This window comes from Corynebacterium macginleyi, assembly GCF_003688935.1.
GTDB classification, from domain to species: Bacteria; Actinomycetota; Actinomycetes; order Mycobacteriales; family Mycobacteriaceae; genus Corynebacterium; species Corynebacterium macginleyi.
On record NZ_REGE01000015.1, the window covers coordinates 24,514 to 44,954 of the forward strand.

Below are 20,441 nucleotides of genomic sequence, written 5' to 3' on the forward strand. Positions count from 1 at the left end.
TCTCCTTACATTTAGGAAGCTGGATAAACGAAGGTTCCAATAGCAGTGTCAGATATGCGCTCTACTACAGCCTTGGTTGTCTTGATAGTGAAAATCCCTGCTTTATTACCAGCAGTATCTAGCACCACACCGTAAAAAAGACCCAATTCAGGTGCGCAATCTGCTGGAACAGTGATTTCAGCACCTTGTCGCGCCCCGTATAAATGCACTCGCACCATGCCATTAGAATATTTTCGGAAATTAATCTTCTGCTCGGGAAATGAATAGTTTTTCAGCACCTTGAGCTTATGCGTCGCTGAACTTACGTACTCTGACAGCCCCGAAATATCCGTTACCCTGTGCGTGTGATTAGCTGGTGCCACCCTACTCAGGTCAGTCTTCTCATCCACGTACCGCTTATTGGTCACATCTGAATAGTCCCTAGGGCGGTTAGGTGCCCAGATACAACTCGGGTCATTCAGGCTTATCTTTCCGCCCCGAGACATGATGATGGTGCCTGTTCTGATAGAAAGCAGACCGTGTTTACCAGCAGCAATAGGCACCCCAATGTGGTCCTTACCACCTATCTCGCTCGTAGTCTCTGGCCGGTAGGCTTTAAACCGCTTCTCCAACTCCCCGCTGCGCACCACATCAGACAGCTGGTCTAGCCTCGCGTACTGGCTGAGGTCAATATTATCCACCTCACCCGGCGGGCCCTGCGGGCCACGCTCACCCCGTGGCCCAGTCAGTGGTGGAGACTGCTTACCATTCACCGTAACTCGGTCACCATCCCACCGAGTCGAGGTAGCTATTTCCCTCACCTGCCGAGCAGCCGCATCAGCACGCCCGACAGCACCCTCAGCCTCACGAGCCGACGCAGCAGCCGCATTAGCATGACCCTGAGCCGTACTCGCATGCCCCTGTGCAGCATCGCGGGCCTCAACAGCGGCATCACGAGCCGAACCGACTTCTCCTCGAGCGCCTTCCGCACGGTCAGCAGCACGCCCCGCCCCCTCAGCAGAAGACCGCGCCCGAGACGCATGACCCTCCGCCGACGACGCATGACCCTTAGCCTCCTCAGCCGACGACGCAGCAGCCTCAGCCTGCCCCCGCGCCACCACCGCCTGCTCACCAGCCGTACTGGCATGACCCCGCGCAGCCTCAGCCTCCGACCGCGCCGAATCCAAAGCCCCCATCATCTCCGCAGACAACCGTTCAATCTCACGCGCCGACGCCTCATCCACCACCTGACCAGCACGCACCACATGCCGCAAAGACTGCTCATCGCCCTCACCAACGACGATAGGAATCGTATCCACAGCCCTACCCTGCGAAATCAACGCAAGTACCGCAGGCCCAGGCAACGCCGTAAACGTTACCTCTCCATCATTAACAGGGAAACGGTCATTCCCCGTCGTCACCACACCACCCGCATGAGTACGCACCTCACGGGCATGCACCCACACCTCACTAACCTGCGCCGCACGCGACGACACAAACAACAAACTTCCACTCACAGTAGCCATAAACCCTCCTTAATCCGGGACAATAATCGCCAAACCAGCCTTCACCGACTCAAAAACACCCACACGAAACTCCTTCCCCGTCTCCTGCACACCAAGAGAAATCTGAGCCGAAACCGGATACGAAATCAACGCCTCAACCCACGCAAAAATCGCCACCGTCCCCGACCACGAACCCAACTTGTCGAAATAAATATTGCCGCGCCGAACCTGAATAGTGCCCAACGCGTTCACCCCACCCCTACTCCCAAAAGCAATAAACTGCGGCTGCCGTCGCTGCACATCCGCAATAACACCACTCAACCGCTGCGATTGAGCATTAAGCCGCGCCTGATTCTGCTGTATCTCCTGCTGACGAGCAGAATTCGTACGAATCAAATTCGTATTCGCCTTCTGCCCCTCACGCAAAGCCTCATCAGAGCGACGCAATGCCTCATTTGTTTCCTGCTGCACACGCCACAACTGCGTATTCATCTGCAAATACGCCGGAATAAGACCCGGGGCAGGGTCCTCACCATTACGCCGAAGCTGCCGATTCAACCCCTCCAGCGACGCCAGCAAATCCCGTTGCTGCTCACCCCCACCAGTCAACACACTACGCACCGACTCCACATCAGCACGCCGCGCTGATGACTCAGCACTAATCGCCTGCTTACGATTACTTGTCTCAGCCTGAATCTTTGCATCCAGCCCGGCTAAGTCACGCCGGTCGTCCACCACGGCCTTATAAATATCCGCGTTCTCAGCCAGGCGCGCATCAGCATCAGACACCAGCTGCCCGCCGACGTGCACAGCCCAATCAGTATCCGAGTGTTCCGTGCGCTTCGGTTCAATGCGTGTCACGCGCAGCGGCACCACACGCCCCCATATATCCACATTCGCCAAATCGCCCACGACGAAATCCTCAAAAGGACGCCACGGGCCGAGACCAGCCAGGCTAATGTCCGACTCGAGGAAGAAATCACCCGAGGTGCGTTGCGCTGCTTCGTCCAGGACTCGTTCCACGTTCGACGTCGGCGTGGTGCCCTCACCCTTGGCGGTGATGTCCACGTCAGCGCGTACGAACCGGCGAAACATCCCGCCGACCCTTTTACGCGGGTCCAATGAGGACACGTAAGCAAGCTCATTGCCCGGCGCTGCCACCTCGTACACGTCCTCCAGGTCCACGCCCTCAGGCAACGTGAGGTTATATTTCCCGAACGCCGTCGAGGCGAGCGAGCGCAACACAGTTACTTGAGCAGAATCAGCCACAAAATACGGTATGGGCACCTATGCCACCTCCTTTACTGTCATCACGGTCATCGCATGCTCAAAACTCCGATACGACAAAGTACGAGAAGACTCGCCCTGAGACGGGGTGATGTCCACATCTCGCGGAGCCATATCCGACGTGGCCTGATTCCAGCACCGCACCGGCGCATCACCAGGCCACCACAAATACGCGCCAAGAATGACACCAGCGTTCTCAGCCTGCTTACTCACCGTCTCCCACAAGAAACCGTCGCGAGCTTCCAGACTGATTTCCGCCGACGTATCCAGCTCCGGCACCTCAACCACGTGGTAAGGGTCATCAACCCATTTCGTCCCATCAGGGTCTGCTTGGGTACGCATTGTCGCGTCTAGGGATTCTTGGGCCAGGCGGCGGATGACGAAAGCGGCAGGCCCGTTTTTCCACACAAACATCGGCCGCGTCGCCAACTCGACGCGTGCCATGTACCTGGGCTTCTTATATTCCAGGCCAGATTCATCGGATTCTGTCTCGTATGGCTCAGCTTTCCACCACGCCGCAGGCCACGACACAGCCGGTACCGTGTGCCACACATCCATAAGGTTTAGGGCGTTAATCGTAATTTCTGACGGCGTGCCGTCATTCGTGGGGTCGTTTCCGACGGCGTGCACAATCGCCCCACCCCGGCGCACCACCGTGCCATTCTTGCCGGGGAATGCCACCAGCAGCATGTAGTCACCCTCGGCGGTAGGCAACTGGCCGGACGGGTCAAAATGCTCAATCGCCGAGGTCAGCAAAAGCTCCGTAACGCGGTTGGGCCTCCCATACTGGTCACGTGCAGGGAATGTCATCTGCAAATCAGCCGCATCCATCCACTGCTCCGGCGTGTCATGCTCCGACGGCATCGGCAATGTAAAAAGCGGCGCGCCATTAGCATCACCAATCCCATACCACCGGCCCTGCGTCCGCACTGTATGGTTGACGGTCTTTTGCCACGAGTCCCAATCGGTCATGCTCACACCTCACAAAAATTCAGTTAGAAAAAATAGGGGGAGGCGGGGCCGCACCTCCACATGCTTTAGGCCCCTTTTTTTGTCTAGCTCCACGGGTCAGCCACACCAATCGACCACTCAAGCTGAGCGCCCGCGGGTAGCTTCCATACGCCCTGCCCGCCGGGTGGGACGCTTTCGGGGAAAGCTCCGTCCAGGCGAAGGTTCATCGGATTCAAATCCACCACTGCTTCCGACTCCACGGCCGGAAGCGTGAACGTCGCCGACGATGGGGTTGTTACTGCCCCACCGGCACCCTTATAGCGGATTATCGGCCATACTGGAACATCACCATGATTCGTCACTGTGACGTTACCTGTACCTGCCATTAGTGACGATTTCGCAACACCATCCACGCACACCACCGGAACCGACAAAACCTCAGCGGAACGCCGCCTCATGTCCACCGGCACACCCGGCAACGCCCCGTCTACGACGAGCTCAAACGTAAGCGGCGACAGTGGGTTATCTGACTCAATGCTGAGCACGCACGGATTCAACCATGTTGCCGCCGCCCACCCTTGGCGCAAACGCCGGTACACGTCCTCCAGGTCACGACCCTCACGAGCCTTCAAATAAAACTCCAGCTCCGCCTGAATCGGCCCAAAACGACGCGCCCCCGGCAAAACCCCAGCACCACCAGGCACCGCAATATCAGACCTAGACGCATTCGCTTTCAGCTCCTCCAGCATGCCGTACGGCGCAAGCACCTCAGACTCCCGGTCAGTCCCGGTAAGCCTCCACTCGTCACCCAGAGCGGTAATCAGCACCACATTCAGCATTGTTTAGACACGCTCCTTTCGACGAGCCGTCGCCACCTCACTAGCCGAGCGCACCATACGGTAAGCCGCGCTCGTACCAGCCGTGACCTCAGCCAAAAGCTGGTCAATCTGGTCTGCGGTGTACATCTTCGACCCGTCCAGGTGAATCGTGGTCTCCCGGCGAATCTGGTCACGCACACCCTGGTTGGCATACTTCTTGTCCAACTTCCAATTAACACCGGCTGCGGCCGCAGCATCACTATTAGCCTGAGCAGCCCGCAGATACTCGCCACGCAACCCCTCATTGCCCTTAGCGAAAGCCCCAGCCGACTGCTCCAGCGACTTAATCGTGTACTCAAGACCCTTAATAGTGCGCTCAAGCGGATTAGATTTCTCATACAAGTCCATCTCAGACTTAAAGTCCTCGACTTGCCGCTCCAACTGCTTCTTTTGGTCTCGCGCATCATAAATCGGCTTTAGCGCCTCATTAACCCGCAGCGCCGTCTCCGCATCCGCCAGCTGCGGCATCCGCGCACGCAGCACATCCATCGGGGTACCACCACGGTAGGCAGCCCTAGCCATGAGCTTTAGCGTGCGGTCCAATTCACCACGGTCAATAGTGACCCCGGTTTCCTTGACCACCGCGTCCAAAGCTTCTCGTAGGCCCTCCAGCTTAGCTTTCTGGCCACGATACTCATTAGCGAATGAGCCCTGGGCACCTAAGCGAGCACCCCATTTACCCAGCGTGTTTTTATTCATCGCTTGAGTAAGCTGCGCCATTTCAGACATAAGCTTCGCCACCTGCGCGGTACCGGTAGCCTCCACCAGGTCGACACCGGCGACTTTCGCAGACATGCGAATCAGCCGCTCGTGCGCCGCCAACAAGTCCTGCTGATTTCGCAGGTTTTGGCGCGCCGCAGCAGCCAAAGCAGCTTCGGCCTTAATGTGCTCCAGACGAGCAGTGACCTCACCCTTAAGCGCTTCGGCACGCGCTTTCTCATAGGTGTACAGCGCACTAATAGCCGCATCAGACCATTGCTCCAACACACCCTGCGACTTCATCGCCTGATATGCCAAATACGAGTCCCAGTCCTCATGCAAGCCCATCAGTTTCAGCTGAGCGATGGTCGCACCGCGCTTAATCTCAGCATCCAAAGCCAAACGCGCCTCAGCCACCTTCAACGCACCCTCAGCTTCCGCAATGTAACGGTCATGCTGAGCCAGCATTAGGTTGTACTCGGCTTCCCGCTGAGCATTCGCACCGCGCACAAGCGCCTGCTGCAATTTAGCCGCATTGGTCTCTAGCTCCATGGTGAGCTTCGCATAATCCGCAATCACCGCCCAACCATCAGCCAAAGCCTTAAGCGCATCAAGGCGGGCCTTTCGAACCTTCTCGATTATTTCCTTCACCGCAGCCACAATCTTTTTAATAATGGCGATACCCGCCTTGAGTAGGTCAAGCGCCATACCCAAAGTAATTCCAGCTGGGCCAACAAACGCCGCCATAGCTGACAAACCACCCGTAAGCGGTGCGAGTCCAGCACCAACAGCGGCAGCAGGGACCCCCAAAGTCACGAGCTGGTTTGCAAACTTCTCCACCATCGGCAGCAAACCACTGACCTGCGCCTGCGATACCAAAACGATGTTATCCAAGTCCATGGCCTGCTGCTTGCGAGCAGCAACCAGCTCCTGCTCAGCCTTAGCCACAGCATCATTAGCCCTAATGACCTCCTCGGCATGCTTCTGAGCATTCTCCTCCGAATTCTTATCCACCCCCTCACGGACTTGCTTCAGCTTCTCTTCAGCCTCGGTAACCTTGTCAGCGGCCTTTGCACGAGCATCATCAGAATCAGCCTTAGCTTTCTCAGCCTTCGCCTCATCGAGCGCCTTCTGCGCATCATCAATTTTCTTTTGGTCGTCCGCAGACACGCCAGCAGGCCGATTAGCCAGCTCTGCAGCAGCCTGCCGCGCCTCCTGCAAAGCTTTTTCTTTATCGGCCAGATTCTGCACATGCCCGATAGCGCGAGCACGAGAATCCCACAGAGTATCTTCCGCATCGAGTACCTGCGTGATTACCTCCGTGCCCGGCAGGTCTAGACCAAGGTCTAGGAGACGGCGCACACCCTGGCGGGCATTAATGCCCTCAACACTGTTGTAATCGCCGACCTTCATAAACCAGTCCTGAGCACTATCAGTGGCCTGAGCAATAGCCTCAGTCTGCTTCTTAATCGCAGGCACCAAATCCCCAAGGGACTTGACCATCTCGGACACCGAAGCCCACTGCGCATTAGTCAAAACCGGCTCCGGCTTACCCGACAGATTTAACGCCAGATTACCGTTCTGCAGCCAGCCACCACTATCGTGCAGACCAATGGCACGACCTGCCAAATCCATTACACCCCGGGCACCATCGCGTACGATGTCGCCGACTTCTTTTGCGGCGGTAAACACGGTGGATAAGCGGTCCCCAAGATTAGTGACAATGTCTGCAGTCTTATCAGCCATGGACTTTTTGCCCTTGTCGTAGACCCCGCGGGGGATTTCCTTCCAGCTAGGCGGGCCAGAGGGCAGTCGAGCGGCAATCGGACCCATGATTTTGTCAATAGCACCCTCAACCTTGTTGGAAACGTAGGCGCGCATCATGTCCGGCGACGGGCCACCACTGCCCTTACCAATCTCGAAAGCGCCCCCCGGGCCAATGGGCAGGTGATAATGCGTCGTAAAATACGAGTCATTAGCACCAGCGGCACCCGCTCCGTACTTCACCAGCGAAGGGGAGCCGCCAGATTCGACGTTTACCGCACCAACCCGCGACGTAGCGCCCAAAGTTCCTGCGGTATGGCCGCCGGCCGCACCGCCATTGGTCACACCAATAGAAAACGTGTTGCCTTTAAGCCCAGCAACGAAACCCTGCGGGCCAGCCGGGTACTGCGAGTTTCCGCCGCCGTTGAACGCCATCGTTGCCCATTGACGAGCACCACTACCGCCACCCATCACGTCGGCAATGCCCGACATGAAGCCGGAGCAGTCAGTACCACCGCCACCGTCAGCGGAACCACCCAGGACATACGGGCGACCATGCCGAGACTTCGCCCAAAGATGCCCCTTCTCCAGCTGCAGCTCCCACATCGGGCGGACCTCGCCGCCGTCCTTAAACGCACCCTGCGGGAACAGCCCCGGCGCGGCACCTGCTAAGTCACCCACACGAGAATCCACGCGTGGCAACAGCGCCAAGTTTTTCCCGTCGAAGGTGAATCCACGCCCATGTTTCAGCGCGTCACGCATGGCATACATGGCGGACTGTCCGCCGATGTCACGCACATCTTGCGCCGTCCATACATGCTCACCATTCGACAGCCACGCCAAAATGTCATCCGACGTGCCGGTGCCCTTACCGCGGATAGCGCCACCAGTAGCGTATCCACCAATTGGGGACAGGCGTTTTGCTGTTTTCGGCTCCAACGGCAAGAATCCAGCGATAGTGTCCCACGCCTTAGCGATGCCGTCGTTGTAGACGGTGTTAATCATGAAGTTGATCGGCTTCGCCAGCACGGACTTCAACCCATCCCATACGCTGCGGATGCCGTCAACAACAGTCCCGAAGAACGACTTGAGCTGCGTCAACCCGTCCTTAAACGGGGTGAAAACACGGTCGTTAATCCACGCCCAGCCCTTATGCAGCTGGGCGCCCATCCAGTCCCACTTCTCAGAAATCCACGTCACAACGTCCAGGAAATTCTTCCAAAGGTTCTTGTACCCGTCGATAGCGCGCAAAATGACGTTCTGGTAAATCCAGTTCCACACGTCGGACAGCCGGTCCGCCATCCACTGCCACTTGTCCGCAATCCAGTTGATGACCTGCTGGACGTTGTCCCACAGCGTTTTGAGGGCATTAACGTAGAACATGATGACGTTGTCGTAAATCCAATTTACGACAGCTGAAAGCCTATCCGACATCCACTGCCATTTTTCGCCAATCCAACCCAAAACGTTCTGGATAGCAGGCCACAGGGTGTTCTGGAAAAAGTCGGCCATGGGCCGCAGCACACTATCACGAATCCAGGACCACAAGGCAGAAAACGTATCCGACAAGGCCTTCCAGGCATCACCAATCCTGGTAAATACCTGCTGCAGCCCAGGCCACAGCACATTGGTGGCAAAATCCGCGAGCGCCTGGAACACCGGCCGGATGATGTTCCCCCACGCCCACGACAAACTATCCCCAAAGTTAGAGAGCAGCCCGCCAACTTTGGTGAAAACCGTTTGGATTATGGGCCAAAACTTATCCTTGATATAGCCCAAGAACTCGAAAATCTTGCCCCACACCGCAGCAAATACACTGACCACGGTCTCAGCCCACCAGGTGAAAGCGCCGACAACTTTTTCAACGATGACCCGGGCGACTTCCTGAACTGCATCGATGATAGGTGCCATGGCCTCACGCGCCTCACCGAATTTCTGAACCGCGCTATCCCATAGGTCCTTAGCCCAGGAAAAGAAGCCGGACATTTTTTCCTTGACCGTGTCCCAGCCGGACTTGAGCACATCCATGAATTGAGCCCAGATTTTCTTACCGGTCTCAGTCTTCGTAAAAAACCACGTCAGGCCCGCCACCAGGGCAGCAACCGCAGAAATCACCACGAAAATAACGTTTGTCTTCAAAGCCTTGTTAAAAAGCTTCGTCTCAACCGTGGCCAGCTCCGTCACCTTTTTATACAGGCCCAGCGCCCCATTCCAGGCTTTCACCGCAACGACCGCCGCAGTAATAGAGCCAGCAAAAGTGCCCAAAGCAACACTTAAAGGAATCAGCCAGTCACTGTTTTTCTGCACCCACTCGCCAAAGTCTTTAAACGCGGGGATGAGACTATCGGTAACCCACTTAGCCAGGGATTCGAATTTTTCCGCAGCAAAATCCAACGCGGGCACAAGACTTTTGTATAGCTCTGTCGCGACTGGCTCCAAAGCAACCATAACCCGGGTCTTGAACTGGTCCCACCTCTCGGCAAAATCAGCGGTTTGTTCAGCCATATCAGCAATTGTGTCCGACGTTGCACCCGTGGCACCCATGAAATCTTCCACGGACAAAGTGCCAGTTTTCACCGCATCGACAAATTGGGTAGCGCCGCGAGTGCCGAAAATACCCGCAGCCATATTAATGGCCGCTGCTTCATCACCAGCTTTAATGAAATCTTCAATAGACCCAATAGTCTCTTTCAACGCCTCCGGCGCGTCACGACCCTCAGCCGCGAACCCCGCCAAAGCACGCTGCATCGACTGCAACGTCTTATCCGCATCCAAACCGGCCTTATCCATCTGACCAACCAAGGCAGCAGAATCAGCCATGGAAAACCCGAAACCGCGCAGCGCCGGGCCAGCCTTCACCGCAGACTTCGACAAATCAGTAATAGTCAAGCCCGTGGCCTGAGAAATCTGGAAAAGTTCATCCAAAGCGCCCGGCATGTCCTTAGCCTCAACGCCGAAACCGCTCATCGCTTTAGACACTTCGTTGATGTCTGCATCGACACCTAAATTCTGCAGCTGCAGGAATTGGGACGTCATCTTTTCCAGCGGCTCACCGGTCAACCCCAGGCGCGTATTCAAGTCCGCCAGAGTGCTACCAATAGCGCCCATATCAGAGCCCACACCAATAGACTCCGTGGCGACATTGCGCATCGATTCTTTCAGGTCATCGAAAGCCTGACCAGATGCACCCGTGCCTACGCGGATGCTATCGTAAGCGTCATCAAACTGGGAGCCCATATCGAACAGGGCCTTACCGACGACGGCAGCGCCACCAGCTAAGGCGGTAAAACCCGCTGCTGCCTTAAGCTGCCAATTCTCCAGCCGCTCAGACTTCGCCGCCGCATCATCAGCCGCGTCACCAGCCTCACGCATCGCGCCAGCCGATTCCTTCGCACCATGAGCATTCTCTTTTTGGGCATCACCCAGCTTGCCCAAGGTTGCGTTCAAATCATCAAGCTGATTCTTGTGCTTCTCCTCAGCAACGCGAGTATTAATCTCAGCTTGCTCTAGCTTTTCCGTCTCACCAATAAGGCGTGCTTTCGCCTCCTTGACCTTGGCGAGCTCAGCAAGACCCTTGTCGCCGCTCTCCAGAGCATTCTGGTACTTTTCTTCCGCATCCTGCAGCTTAAGAGTAGCGGCCTCCACCTTTTCTTTCTGCGCCGCCTGCTTCGCCGCAGACTTCTCATAAGCACGGTCCAAGTCCTGCAACTTCGACGACGACGCCCGCACCTGACGTTCAAGGTTTTCAACACTGCTGCCCAACCCGTCACTGATGGCCTTACCAGCGGCCTCGCCCGACTTTTTCGCGGGCTTCTCCAGGCGCTCAGAAAACTCCTTGGACATCCCTTTGAAAGTTGGCACGACGGGGACGGATACGAATCCAGCAGCCATTTCAAAAACCTCAATTTCCCCCACCTACGTGCGATTTAATTCCTCCAGCATCCGCAGCGACTCCGACTGCGAAGACTCAAACGACCGGCCACGACCATCCGACAACACGCGCCGGCGGTCTTGGCTCATGCGCTCACGCTTTTGCGCGGCAATACGCGCCTGCTCAGCCTCTTGCTCCAAATCAGTAGGCGACTTAATAAACGAATGCTCAAACCCCTGGTCCATGAAACTGGTGTGGAAAAGAACGGCCGCAAGGCCTGCTTTGTCAATCGGTTGCACGTCGAAACGCTTCGCACCCACACGTGTTTCCGGCCGGTCCAGCAAATCCTGATACAGCGCCACTACACGGCGCGTAGACAGGGGACCTTCAGGGGCGAGCCAGTCACGAATATCCACCCCGATACGCAGCAGGTCTACTTCGAGTAGGTCGGCATCTTCGAGGGCGTGAGTGGCCAGTGCTAGCTTGAAAATACTCAGCCCCACCGCCTCCAGGTACGCGGCAAGTTGGTCATTGAGCCCACCGTTGACCATCGCCGTGGTCATGGACTTTATCCGCGAGTCATCATCCATCAGCCGCCACAGTAGGCGCGGGTTGACCAGCAACTCGGGTAGGTCGTCGGGGCCGAGCCACATGGGGTCACGCCGCGCCCTAAAGCACCGGCGACCGCACGTGAACTCCACCCAGCTGCCCGGCTCATCGTCCAAAATCAGCCGGACGGACATTACTTCTTGTACTTCTCAGACTCGGGCAGGTCATCTGCACGCTGAATAACCGGGGCGATGACCTCACGCAAGTCTTTTTGTGTCGCACCAACCCAATCCAAGAGCGTACGAGTCGGATCGGGCAATTTCGCCATAAGCATTCCGCCAACGTTGCCTTCAGCAACTAGCGCAGCGAAAGATGCAGGCAGGTCATCATTATCTAAGAAGACGCTAACATCGACTTTCACGCCGTTGGTAAGCTCTACCCCCTTTTCGGTGTAGATACGGTTCTCGACGCTCCAGTTAACTTCGGGTGCTTTGTCAAGGACCTCAATCTCGTCGCTGGTCTTCTTGGTGGTGTTTTTCTTTGCCGTGGTCATGGTGATTCCTCCTATGGAATTGAATAAAGCCCCGCGCTTTACGGGGACTATAAAAGTGGTGGTGATTCCTCGACCTAAAGTCTGGTGTAGGGCCCTGCGCGGAATCACCACAAAAGACGCAGGGCCCATCAACCCACTACAGCTGCTCGCTACCTGCAGAGTCGCCGGACTCCTCCTCAGACCCAGGCAAGCCGCCAGCTTCCTCTTCCTCAGAACCAGCGCCCGGGCCGCGAGGCTCGTCACTCGGGCGAACACCCTCAGAAGACCCCTCAGCAACCTCATCAGTCTCCGGGTTCTTGTACTCATACAAGTTGACGTGGTCGGACTTGTCCTCGGCCACGACCATTGCGGTCAGGCCACTGGAAGAAGCCTGCGGGTGGAACGCCGTACCGGCTTCAATCTGAGCCTTGACGTCAGCGACGTCCTTAAAGACCTTCTCCTCCACGCGGACCACGGAGCCATCCTCTCCGACGATGTAGAAACGCTCCTCGTAGTAGCGCTCATCGTCACCGTTGTTGAACGTAATCTGAACCGGGCGAGCCTGCGGGTCCTTAGCGGTCGCACGCTCATTGACCACCAGGTCAGCCTTTTCACGAGACACCCAAATACGCACCAGACCAGAGGTGAACTTATGCACGAAAGCCACGTATGCCTTTGCGACCTGGTCAGAGTGCTTGCCGTAGGTGGTGCCGTCCTGCACAACCGCGCCCGGGTTTTCGATGTAACGCATCACCGGCGAGCCAGCGATACCATCCACCGCGGCGGTAATAGCGCCGGAAGTGTAGGAAGTAGAAGACTGACCACCGGTCAGGTTCGTGGTGTTGGACGAGACCTCACGGGTGTGGGAGTGCTGGGAGTCGGTAGGCTCCAGGCCGAGGGATTCCCACTCACCAACGAAAGCACCGGTCTTCTTGTCGATGATTGGAGTGTCGGAAAAGTTGACGAGTACTTCGCGGTCTTCCAAGACGCGCAGGTCAAGGCCAACACTACGATTCTTAGCCATTAGTATCCCCTTTCAAAGGACATAAATAGAAATTATGACCACCCCGTACAAGGCGGCCACTAGATAAAATGTGTGATTACTGCGCCGACGGGGTAAAAAACATCTTCGCGATACCGACCGACAAAGACATCGTCGCCACAAACCCCGTCGGCTGATACGACGGGCCAGACCCAAAAAACCGCGAGCCAGACCGGGACACACCCAGCCCAATACCCGTCATTCCTTGGGTCAAAGCGGTGTACAAGTTGCGACCAAGACGGCGCACCATCTCGTGGTCAGGCCCATACACGCTGATTTTGACGAGGTCACGTGAATGCGCCACCCCGTCCACCTCTGCCGTATCCCCACCAACCACGACGGCCAAACCGTCCGTGTGGCAGTTATACCCATCCGGCAGGAAGTGCAGGTGCAGCATATCCGCATCCTCTTCAGAAAAGAGTTTCGCAACATGCTTGCGCACCAATGCAGGCGGGTCCGGAGTTATCCCAAAATCAGGACGCATCCTTCACCGCCTTGGTCAAAAAGCCGTCCTTAGCTTGCTTCGCAACCGCACCCGGGTGCCGCACCATCACAATGTGCGTAGGGCGCAAAGTATTGCGAGTCGCGAGGGTAACTTTCACCGCATCGCCGCCACCACGCAAAAATGCTTTATCGCGAGCAGACAGCTCATTGACCTCGGGCCAGCGAGCCTCAATAAACCGCTTCACCTGCTCCGCTTTCTTACGCGACGCGTCCCGAACCTGCGGAGTAGCCGCCAATTCCTTGAACAACTTGTGATAATCAAGCGACATTGCCGGACACCTCCCCCCGCTCGACAACGAACACAACTTTCGGCTGATGCCACCCCACCACGGGGCGACGCCCCACCGAATAATCAAAAGACTGACGCTGCTGCACTATGTAATCTTCACCACGAATCGTGACCGTATCCCCATCAGCCACGACCGTGCCTGCAGGAGCTATCACCTGCAGTTTCGTAATGTCACCATGCACGAAACCATCACCGCGAACGACCTGGTCCCCCGCCGGCGACACCACACAATGCTCAATTACACGCCCCGGCGCGTACTGCGGCCTGCCACGATGGTCACGGCCCACCACCTCGCCTTTAACGGTGATGGGCTCACCAGCCTGGTCAGGACGAATCATTATGACCACCTTTCCGGCCACCGGCGCGGTTGCGGGAAACGACCACGCGCCCCCTCACGCCACAACCCAAGAAGCTTCAAAAGGTCGTCGGTTAGCCGCACCCCACCCCACGAGACGGAATCCACGTCAGCAAACGTCACCGAATCCGACTGTGGCCCCGTCGTAGACGAAATAGACCGCATGCCAGCATTCCCACCCACCAAGGTGGCGGCAGACACCATTTCAAGCACAGCCCGGCGCGCCGCCGACTCCAGCCACGGCACTGTCACCAGCTCCGCATCAAAGTCACGGCCCGCCCGCATGAAAGCCACATCAATGAGCTCAACGGCATCATCAATGAGTACCTGCAGGCGCTTTGTTTCAGCGTCGGTTAGCTCACGTGGTAGGCGGTCTGCCACATAGGCAGCATTGATGTTCAGCACGGCTAACCTCCACTTCTTTATTGGGTTGCCCCAATGAGTTCTTTCTTCGACAAACCCTTAGTGACAATGCCTTGGGCTTCGGCGTATTTCCGCCAGTCATCTATCGGCGCGGCCTTAGCTGGGCGCGGCACATCACCACCCTTTGGCGCGGCAGCGGGCTTTTCAACCTCCTGCTCTACCAGGGCGGGCTTACTCTCCGGTTTCTTGGCAGTGTGGTCAGTCTCATGACGCACAGCGCCGCAACTATCCAGCCACCCGGCAGTCGCATCATCTACCTCAACGACAGAACCCGGAGGCAACAAAATGTCCTCCGGGTTCCAGTACTTCGCGAGCGTGACTGTGACCATTAGGCAATACCAGTGAGCTTGACGATGGCCTTCGGGTTATCCACCGCGATGGCACGCTTGCGCACCAGGTCAGAGCGCCACGACATCGTCGGCCCGCCCAGCTGAGTGTCGCCACCCTCGGAATACATCGGGGTCGCGGTCAGCGGCATCGTATCGGACTTGAAACCCACACCCTGAGCCTCGAAGACGTAGGCGGTGCCCTGCTCAATCAGCCGCGATGTGGCCACACGCAGGGTGCCGAAAAGCTCCGTGTTTCGCAGACCGCCAAAGATGGAATCACCATTCTGGTCCAGGAAGATGGGGTTGTCTAGCGCGGCGTTGCCGATGTAGTACTTCTGCATCTGCTCGTTGCGAACCAGCTTCGTGTAAGAAGCAGGATGCAGCAAAATAGTGTTCGGCTCATAGTCGAACTGACGGTTCAGGTCGCCATCCTCGTGCGCGGACTGCACCATCTCGACCGCATCGAACACGTCCTTAACGGGGTCGCCTCCGGTCCACGGGGACGATACCTGCAGCTCCTGCACCTTAGCGGACTTAAACACCCCCAGGGTGGCCTGGATACCATGACGAATCATGGTCTTTTCCAACGCCCGGATATGGCGGTTGACCTGGTCAACCTTGTTCTCGTTCTTCATCTCGTACGAGATGCGGATAGCTTCACCGGACTTGATGCCGTAGGCGGCACGTAGCTGCCCAAGCTCCGGGGCGGACACGGGGATTTCGCCAAATTCGGCGATTTCCTCTGCATTGTCCGCGAGGTACTGGCCGGCGGCCTCGCGGAACGCGACCACGCCCTTGTTGCTTTCAGCCTGGCGGAAGAACAGGTCCTCCAGGAACTGTCCCTGCATGCCGTCAACAACGCGCTGAGGAATAAAAGTTGGGTCCTCCAACATTTCGTTCACGGTCAGCTTAGGCCCGTCGTAGGCACTCGTAATGAGTTCTGCCATTATGTTTTCTCCTTAAAGTTCAGGTACTTTTCTTAGCCCTCGGACATGCCCGCAGCCGCAGGCGCAGCTACTGCCGGGGTCACCAGGGTCGTCTTTACGGTCTTGCCCGCACCATTACGCGCAGCAACACCCACCAGCAGCGAGCCAGAGCCGGACACCTTGCCGTCAGCGGCGGCATACACCGGCGCACCCTGCTTAATGTCCTCAGCCGTGCCAGCAACCTCCAGCGGCACCGTTGCCGGGCCGATGTGCACAGCAACGGTGCCCGGCGCGCCCAACGCCAACGTATTAGAAGGCTGTTCCTCTACTGGGGCGGACGCGTTCTCAGTGACCGCGCCAAACACCGGGCCAGCAGCCACAGCGTGCTTCACACCCTTTTCGCCCACCTGCACTAGGCGGAACTTGGTGACGTCTTCCTCGGCCTTGAAGCTAATCGGGCCTGAACGAAAAGTTGGATTCGACATAGTTAATTACTCCTTAGTGAAAATTCGTGCGGGCCAAAAAACCCAGTTGGTCAGCCTTGCTACGGACAGCCTTAGACGCATCAGGTTCAACGTCCTTGCCGTAGCCAATCTCCACCCGCGGGATAGTTCCGGCGGGGTTCGAGCCGTAGATGTCACGAGCGGCATCAGGGTCACGCTTCATCGCAGCAATAGCCTTGCCACGACGAGCGGCAGAAATACGACCTTCTTTAATCCAGCCGTCCACCTCCGCCACAAGTTTTGCTTCCTTCTGCTCCTCCATAGCCTTCCAACCATGCTGGGCGGCGGCCTTGAGCTCGTTGTAGGTCTCAGCATCCAAGGTGACAGTGTCCTCCGCAGTCGCGGCAGGCGCTGGCGTCACCTCCGGGGCGGCGTCAGTGTTCTGAGACTCAGCCGCAGCCTTTACCGTCACCGGAATCGTAAACTCAGTCACCTCACCATCACTCTCAGCGGTGACAGTGAACGCAACCTCCGCGCCTGGTTCCACACCGGACGGGGCGGTTATCTTCAGCACACCAGATTCCTCATTGAGCTCACCAGACCAGCCCTCCGGTGTATCACCCAACGAAAAGACCAAGCCTGCAGGAACCTCCTCACTCGGCCCGACCTCAACCTCACCAGTAGGCACGACGCTAGTGTCCTCCGGGTAGGTCAGGTCAACCTTGGCGGTGACGGTTACTTCCTCATTAAAAAAGCCGGAGAGTGCAGCCTGCACATCCTCCGGTGTCTTACCCAGCTCCTGGGCAAGCTGATTCAGAATACCCACGGTATCCCCTTTCTGCCCATCACTGGGCGTTGTGTTGTCGTCCCCCGATTCCGACCGGGTGACAGGCGGCGGCGGAGCCGCAGCCCGGGTTTCAATCTCAGGAACACCACGGCCGCCAACATGCTTAGCGAACCGCGACCGCTGCGCCGCCATTACCGCGTGACGCTTCTCGGCACGCGCCGACTTCTCCAGCTCGTCAACAGCATCAGCCAGACCAGCCTCAACCGCCTGCTCAGCAGTAAAGGTCGTGTCCTGCTTCATTAGCTCACGCCAATATTCAGGCTCCTGCCCTGTTTTCTCGGCGTAAATGGTGGCGAGGTTGTCTGTAATCTGATTCAGGTCTGCGGATAGCTGCGCCATCTCCTCAGAGTTACCCACCCCCTGCGACCATGCCCCGTGAATAAGCAAGCTCGAGTTAGGCGACATAATTAGACGGTCAGCACCACCAACGGCAATAAACGACGCCGCAGACGCGGCCATACCGTCCACATACACCGTCACTTCATCCGGGTATCGACGTAGCGCGTTAAGGATTGAAATTCCTGCGTAGACATCGCCGCCAAAAGAATCGACGCGGACAGTCACAGGGCCATTCGCGTTGTTTAGCTGGTTAACAATGTCTTTCGCTTGAACTTCAAACCCGATATCTCCATAGATAAGAATCTCGTTCAAGGTCACTCCTTAAGTTCGTCCACAGGCCCAACATGAGTCGGTATCTCATCTTGAGAACTCAACGTGACACCCATTTCTTCCTCGAGGCGTTGACGTTGCTTCTTGGACTCCAAAGCGTCCGATAATTTCTGCTTCGGCGGCAGCGTGTACCGACGCCGCAAATCCTCCTCCAGGTCCTTATCACCCAGAATCAACCCGGCGTTCTTCAACCCGGCAAGGTCCGCCGCACTGATTTCCTTCTTCGACGCAATCGGGTCAAAAGTCACACGCGGTGCCAAACCAGTGTGGTCCGGGAACGCCACTCGCACCAGGTCCTCCACCACATGCTGCGTGGCTATATCAGCCAACCACTCCGCGGTGGTCTGCAAAGACTGAATAAACAAGTCCGATTGTGTTTCAGCCAGCGCATACGACCCGCCCTTGCCCTCCAGATTCAGGAAGTGAGCAAGCACACTCTTAGCAATCATGCTGTCGTGGTAATTAATCGCCTCACGCGGCGAAACCAACTGCCCCGAAGTACCCAACAATTGCAGTTTCGCGCCGGCAGGAATCGACGCACCAGCATGCTCCCCAGCACGAAAACCCTCAACAATTCCCTGACCATCAGCCAAATCCTTATCCGGGTCCATCGCCACTTCAGAACCCGTATACACCGGCACACCCATGCCATTACGGTCCAAAGTACTAAGCTCCAGCCGCAGCAGTGAGTCCCGCAGCTTCCAATGCTTATACGCCGGACGCAACACAGACTTACCAGTCCACTGCGACCCCTCGTCATCAAAAACATAAGCTACGAGCCGGTCTACGGGAATTTCACGCACCTCGTCGCCACGTCGGGTACCGGCAGCAGCGGTCTGACGGATTGACATCAACCCACCGTCGTCATCGACGTTGATTGCATCAATCGTCCCCGGCCACCGCGGGGCCAACTTCACGAGGTGTTCGCGACCATCCGCGCCAGGTTCGTACACCTGCTCAAAAAACATGTGCCCAAACTGCATCGCTTTCAGCGCCTGTTCCAGGTGCTTTTCCCACGACACCCGCCCGGTACGCGGCGCAAACGGCTTATTAGGGTCCTCGCCCTTAGCCCGCAGCCGCAAGTCCTCACAGACGGCGGCAACGATGTCATCGGGCGCGCCGTTCGGCTCCACGAACCACGTGGCACGCCGAATCGGCAGAGTCACTGCACGCAACACCGATGTGACCTGCGCGTCCTCACGCCCCATCTTCGCAAACACACGAGCGGAATGCGGGAAGCGCAGTTCCCAGTTATCTTCCGACAGGGCGTGGTTACGGGCGGCCCGCGCATGGCCTACCTCACGCGCCTTAAATCCAGCCACAGCGGCCACCTCCTTAGAAACTCATTTCAGCAACTCGACGACCGCGTTTCACGCCCCGGGCCGAGCTGACATAGTGCGTGCGGCGTTTCACTTCGCCGTCGAACTCACCAACCCCGTATTCCTGCAATCCCCACACAGCCAACGTGGCGGCAACCAGGACGGTCACATCACCGGCATAACGGTCCAGACTTCGGAACCGACCGTTCTTCGACCGTTCCTGAGCCACACCAAGCGCATCCAACCACCGCTGCGCCCCATCATGCGCAATACGTTTCTCAGCCCACATGCGCAAAAACAACTCGTAAGCTTTCGACACTTGGGCGCCGCCCAGCGTCTCCGGCGCAACACCAATACCGCGCAAGGGGTCCACCAACGTGGAACACTGCCCCGACGGGTCGAGCACCACCGCAGCAGGGTCATTCAACTCAACGGTGCTCCCCACCTTGTCCACAACAAGGCCACGGTCAAAATCCTCATAAGGGGCCAGCGACAAGAAAACCTTGTCGCCCCATTGGGCGGCAGACACCACACCGACAGCTTCACCGTCCGGCGTCACATCCACAGCAAGGCAAGACTCACCCAACGACGACGGCATCATGGCAGACGCCACCAACCACGCCTCATAATCAATCACCGGAACAAAATCATCAACCAAGTCACCATCACGCGGCACCCAATAACCCTGACCCAGCGTCTCCACAAGGAACGGCTCCAGCAGAGCTTCCGAGCTACGCGCCGAATTAGCTTCAGAACGCACCTCGTCCAGCTGCACACCCGGCCGCGGCTCATTCACCAATGATGGATTCGCCTTAGCCCACGTTACTTCCTCGAATGGGTCATCGTCTTCCTCGCGGCACCACTCCTTGAAAAGAATGCCGTCGGCACCATCGAGCGCGGCCCAGCGCTTAGCGGAAAAAATCGCACCATGAAAATGCTCATGAATATTCACCGGCGACGAAATAAACACCTTCTGCGCGTTCGGCCGCGCCTTCGTGGTGTTATTCATCGCAGCATAGACCTCATTAGGCAGGTCAAAACACTCGTCAAAAATCAGCCAATCAAACGACAAGCCACGCCCAGTTTTCTTCGTGGGTTGCGTCCAGTAGTGTGGTGTAACGCTTGCTGATGGTGGGCCCCGGAAATAGTGGGACGGTCACCGTCAGTTAACCTTTCGACTCAACTACCACATCTCACCGAAAGGCATATGACGATGACCGCTGCACCACATTCTATCGACCCGACAACCTACTTGGATGATCTGCTCGCTCAAGCCTCCC

The 20,441-nt window shown here is 57.2% G+C and carries 18 protein-coding genes; all 18 read right to left on the reverse strand.

Translation table 11 applies throughout. The features are described from left to right. Positions 1-11 precede the first annotated feature (11 nt). The 18 genes from D9V82_RS09365 to D9V82_RS09450 all read right to left on the reverse strand — a co-directional run bounded on the left by D9V82_RS09365 (position 12) and on the right by D9V82_RS09450 (position 20,233). On the reverse strand, positions 12-1,505 hold the full coding sequence (locus tag D9V82_RS09365) for a hypothetical protein (RefSeq protein WP_121912129.1): 1,494 nt from the start codon (positions 1,503-1,505) through the stop codon (positions 12-14). Between the two features lie 9 nt (positions 1,506-1,514). Next, on the reverse strand, positions 1,515-2,771 hold the full coding sequence (locus D9V82_RS09370; RefSeq protein ID WP_121912130.1) for a coiled-coil domain-containing protein: 1,257 nt from the start codon (positions 2,769-2,771) through the stop codon (positions 1,515-1,517). Continuing rightward, positions 2,772-3,743 (reverse strand): hypothetical protein, encoded by a 972-nt coding sequence (locus D9V82_RS09375; RefSeq protein ID WP_121912131.1) that lies wholly within the window; start codon positions 3,741-3,743, stop codon positions 2,772-2,774. Positions 3,744-3,826: 83 nt separating this feature from the next. Beyond that, positions 3,827-4,561: a phage tail family protein gene (locus D9V82_RS09380; protein ID WP_121912132.1), complete on the reverse strand. Its 735-nt coding sequence runs from the start codon at positions 4,559-4,561 to the stop codon at positions 3,827-3,829. Positions 4,562-4,564: 3 nt separating this feature from the next. Beyond that, positions 4,565-10,954, reverse strand: a complete 6,390-nt coding sequence (locus D9V82_RS09385) for a phage tail tape measure protein (protein ID WP_147446197.1) — start codon at positions 10,952-10,954, stop codon at positions 4,565-4,567. 24 nt (positions 10,955-10,978) lie between these two features. Beyond that, positions 10,979-11,677, reverse strand: coding sequence for a hypothetical protein (locus D9V82_RS09390; RefSeq protein WP_121912134.1), 699 nt, complete (start codon positions 11,675-11,677; stop codon positions 10,979-10,981). Continuing rightward, a complete protein-coding gene (locus tag D9V82_RS09395; protein ID WP_121912135.1) occupies positions 11,677-12,036 on the reverse strand; it encodes a hypothetical protein in 360 nt (119 codons plus the stop codon). The genes D9V82_RS09390 and D9V82_RS09395 overlap by 1 nt, the downstream gene beginning before the upstream one ends. 136 nt (positions 12,037-12,172) lie before the next feature. Then, complete coding sequence (locus D9V82_RS09400; protein ID WP_121912136.1) at positions 12,173-13,039, reverse strand: hypothetical protein; 867 nt, start codon at positions 13,037-13,039, stop codon at positions 12,173-12,175. Positions 13,040-13,115: 76 nt separating this feature from the next. Continuing rightward, the gene (locus D9V82_RS09405) at positions 13,116-13,541 is read right to left on the reverse strand and encodes a hypothetical protein (protein WP_121912137.1); all 426 of its coding nucleotides are present in this window, start codon (positions 13,539-13,541) and stop codon (positions 13,116-13,118) included. Then, positions 13,531-13,830: a hypothetical protein gene (locus D9V82_RS09410; RefSeq protein ID WP_121912138.1), complete on the reverse strand. Its 300-nt coding sequence runs from the start codon at positions 13,828-13,830 to the stop codon at positions 13,531-13,533. Before D9V82_RS09410 ends, D9V82_RS09405 begins: the two co-directional genes overlap by 11 nt. Beyond that, entirely contained in the window at positions 13,820-14,188 is a 369-nt protein-coding gene (locus D9V82_RS09415) for a hypothetical protein (protein ID WP_121912139.1), read from the reverse strand. The genes D9V82_RS09410 and D9V82_RS09415 overlap by 11 nt, the downstream gene beginning before the upstream one ends. Then, a complete protein-coding gene (locus D9V82_RS09420) occupies positions 14,188-14,610 on the reverse strand; it encodes a Gp19/Gp15/Gp42 family protein (protein ID WP_121912140.1) in 423 nt (140 codons plus the stop codon). The genes D9V82_RS09415 and D9V82_RS09420 overlap by 1 nt, the downstream gene beginning before the upstream one ends. Positions 14,611-14,627: 17 nt before the next feature. Beyond that, the gene (locus tag D9V82_RS09425) at positions 14,628-14,957 is read right to left on the reverse strand and encodes a hypothetical protein (protein WP_121912141.1); all 330 of its coding nucleotides are present in this window, start codon (positions 14,955-14,957) and stop codon (positions 14,628-14,630) included. After that, on the reverse strand, positions 14,957-15,904 hold the full coding sequence (locus tag D9V82_RS09430; protein WP_121912142.1) for a phage major capsid protein: 948 nt from the start codon (positions 15,902-15,904) through the stop codon (positions 14,957-14,959). The genes D9V82_RS09425 and D9V82_RS09430 overlap by 1 nt, the downstream gene beginning before the upstream one ends. A gap of 32 nt (positions 15,905-15,936) precedes the next feature. Beyond that, positions 15,937-16,368 (reverse strand): hypothetical protein, encoded by a 432-nt coding sequence (locus D9V82_RS09435; protein ID WP_121912143.1) that lies wholly within the window; start codon positions 16,366-16,368, stop codon positions 15,937-15,939. A 13-nt stretch (positions 16,369-16,381) separates the two neighbouring features. Continuing rightward, a complete protein-coding gene (locus D9V82_RS09440) occupies positions 16,382-17,824 on the reverse strand; it encodes a head maturation protease, ClpP-related (protein WP_121912147.1) in 1,443 nt (480 codons plus the stop codon). Positions 17,825-17,826: 2 nt separating this feature from the next. Next, positions 17,827-19,164 carry a phage portal protein family protein gene (locus D9V82_RS09445; protein WP_121912144.1) on the reverse strand — a complete coding sequence of 446 codons (1,338 nt, stop codon included), beginning with the start codon at positions 19,162-19,164 and terminating at the stop codon, positions 17,827-17,829. Between the two features lie 13 nt (positions 19,165-19,177). After that, positions 19,178-20,233 (reverse strand): hypothetical protein, encoded by a 1,056-nt coding sequence (locus tag D9V82_RS09450; protein WP_121912145.1) that lies wholly within the window; start codon positions 20,231-20,233, stop codon positions 19,178-19,180. Positions 20,234-20,441 lie beyond the last annotated feature (208 nt).

Coding starts and splice junctions, on each gene's coding strand:
- D9V82_RS09400 (WP_121912136.1), bottom strand. CDS start 13,039: ATGGCTAAGAATCGTAGTGTTGGCCTTGACCTGCGCGTCTTGGAAGAC.
- D9V82_RS09375 (WP_121912131.1), bottom strand. CDS start 3,743: ATGACCGATTGGGACTCGTGGCAAAAGACCGTCAACCATACAGTGCGG.
- D9V82_RS09430 (WP_121912142.1), bottom strand. CDS start 15,904: ATGGCAGAACTCATTACGAGTGCCTACGACGGGCCTAAGCTGACCGTG.
- D9V82_RS09435 (WP_121912143.1), bottom strand. CDS start 16,368: ATGTCGAATCCAACTTTTCGTTCAGGCCCGATTAGCTTCAAGGCCGAG.
- D9V82_RS09365 (WP_121912129.1), bottom strand. CDS start 1,505: ATGGCTACTGTGAGTGGAAGTTTGTTGTTTGTGTCGTCGCGTGCGGCG.
- D9V82_RS09395 (WP_121912135.1), bottom strand. CDS start 12,036: ATGACCACGGCAAAGAAAAACACCACCAAGAAGACCAGCGACGAGATT.
- D9V82_RS09380 (WP_121912132.1), bottom strand. CDS start 4,561: ATGCTGAATGTGGTGCTGATTACCGCTCTGGGTGACGAGTGGAGGCTT.
- D9V82_RS09405 (WP_121912137.1), bottom strand. CDS start 13,541: ATGCGTCCTGATTTTGGGATAACTCCGGACCCGCCTGCATTGGTGCGC.
- D9V82_RS09385 (WP_147446197.1), bottom strand. CDS start 10,954: ATGGCTGCTGGATTCGTATCCGTCCCCGTCGTGCCAACTTTCAAAGGG.
- D9V82_RS09410 (WP_121912138.1), bottom strand. CDS start 13,830: ATGTCGCTTGATTATCACAAGTTGTTCAAGGAATTGGCGGCTACTCCG.
- D9V82_RS09425 (WP_121912141.1), bottom strand. CDS start 14,957: ATGGTCACAGTCACGCTCGCGAAGTACTGGAACCCGGAGGACATTTTG.
- D9V82_RS09390 (WP_121912134.1), bottom strand. CDS start 11,677: ATGTCCGTCCGGCTGATTTTGGACGATGAGCCGGGCAGCTGGGTGGAG.
- D9V82_RS09415 (WP_121912139.1), bottom strand. CDS start 14,188: ATGATTCGTCCTGACCAGGCTGGTGAGCCCATCACCGTTAAAGGCGAG.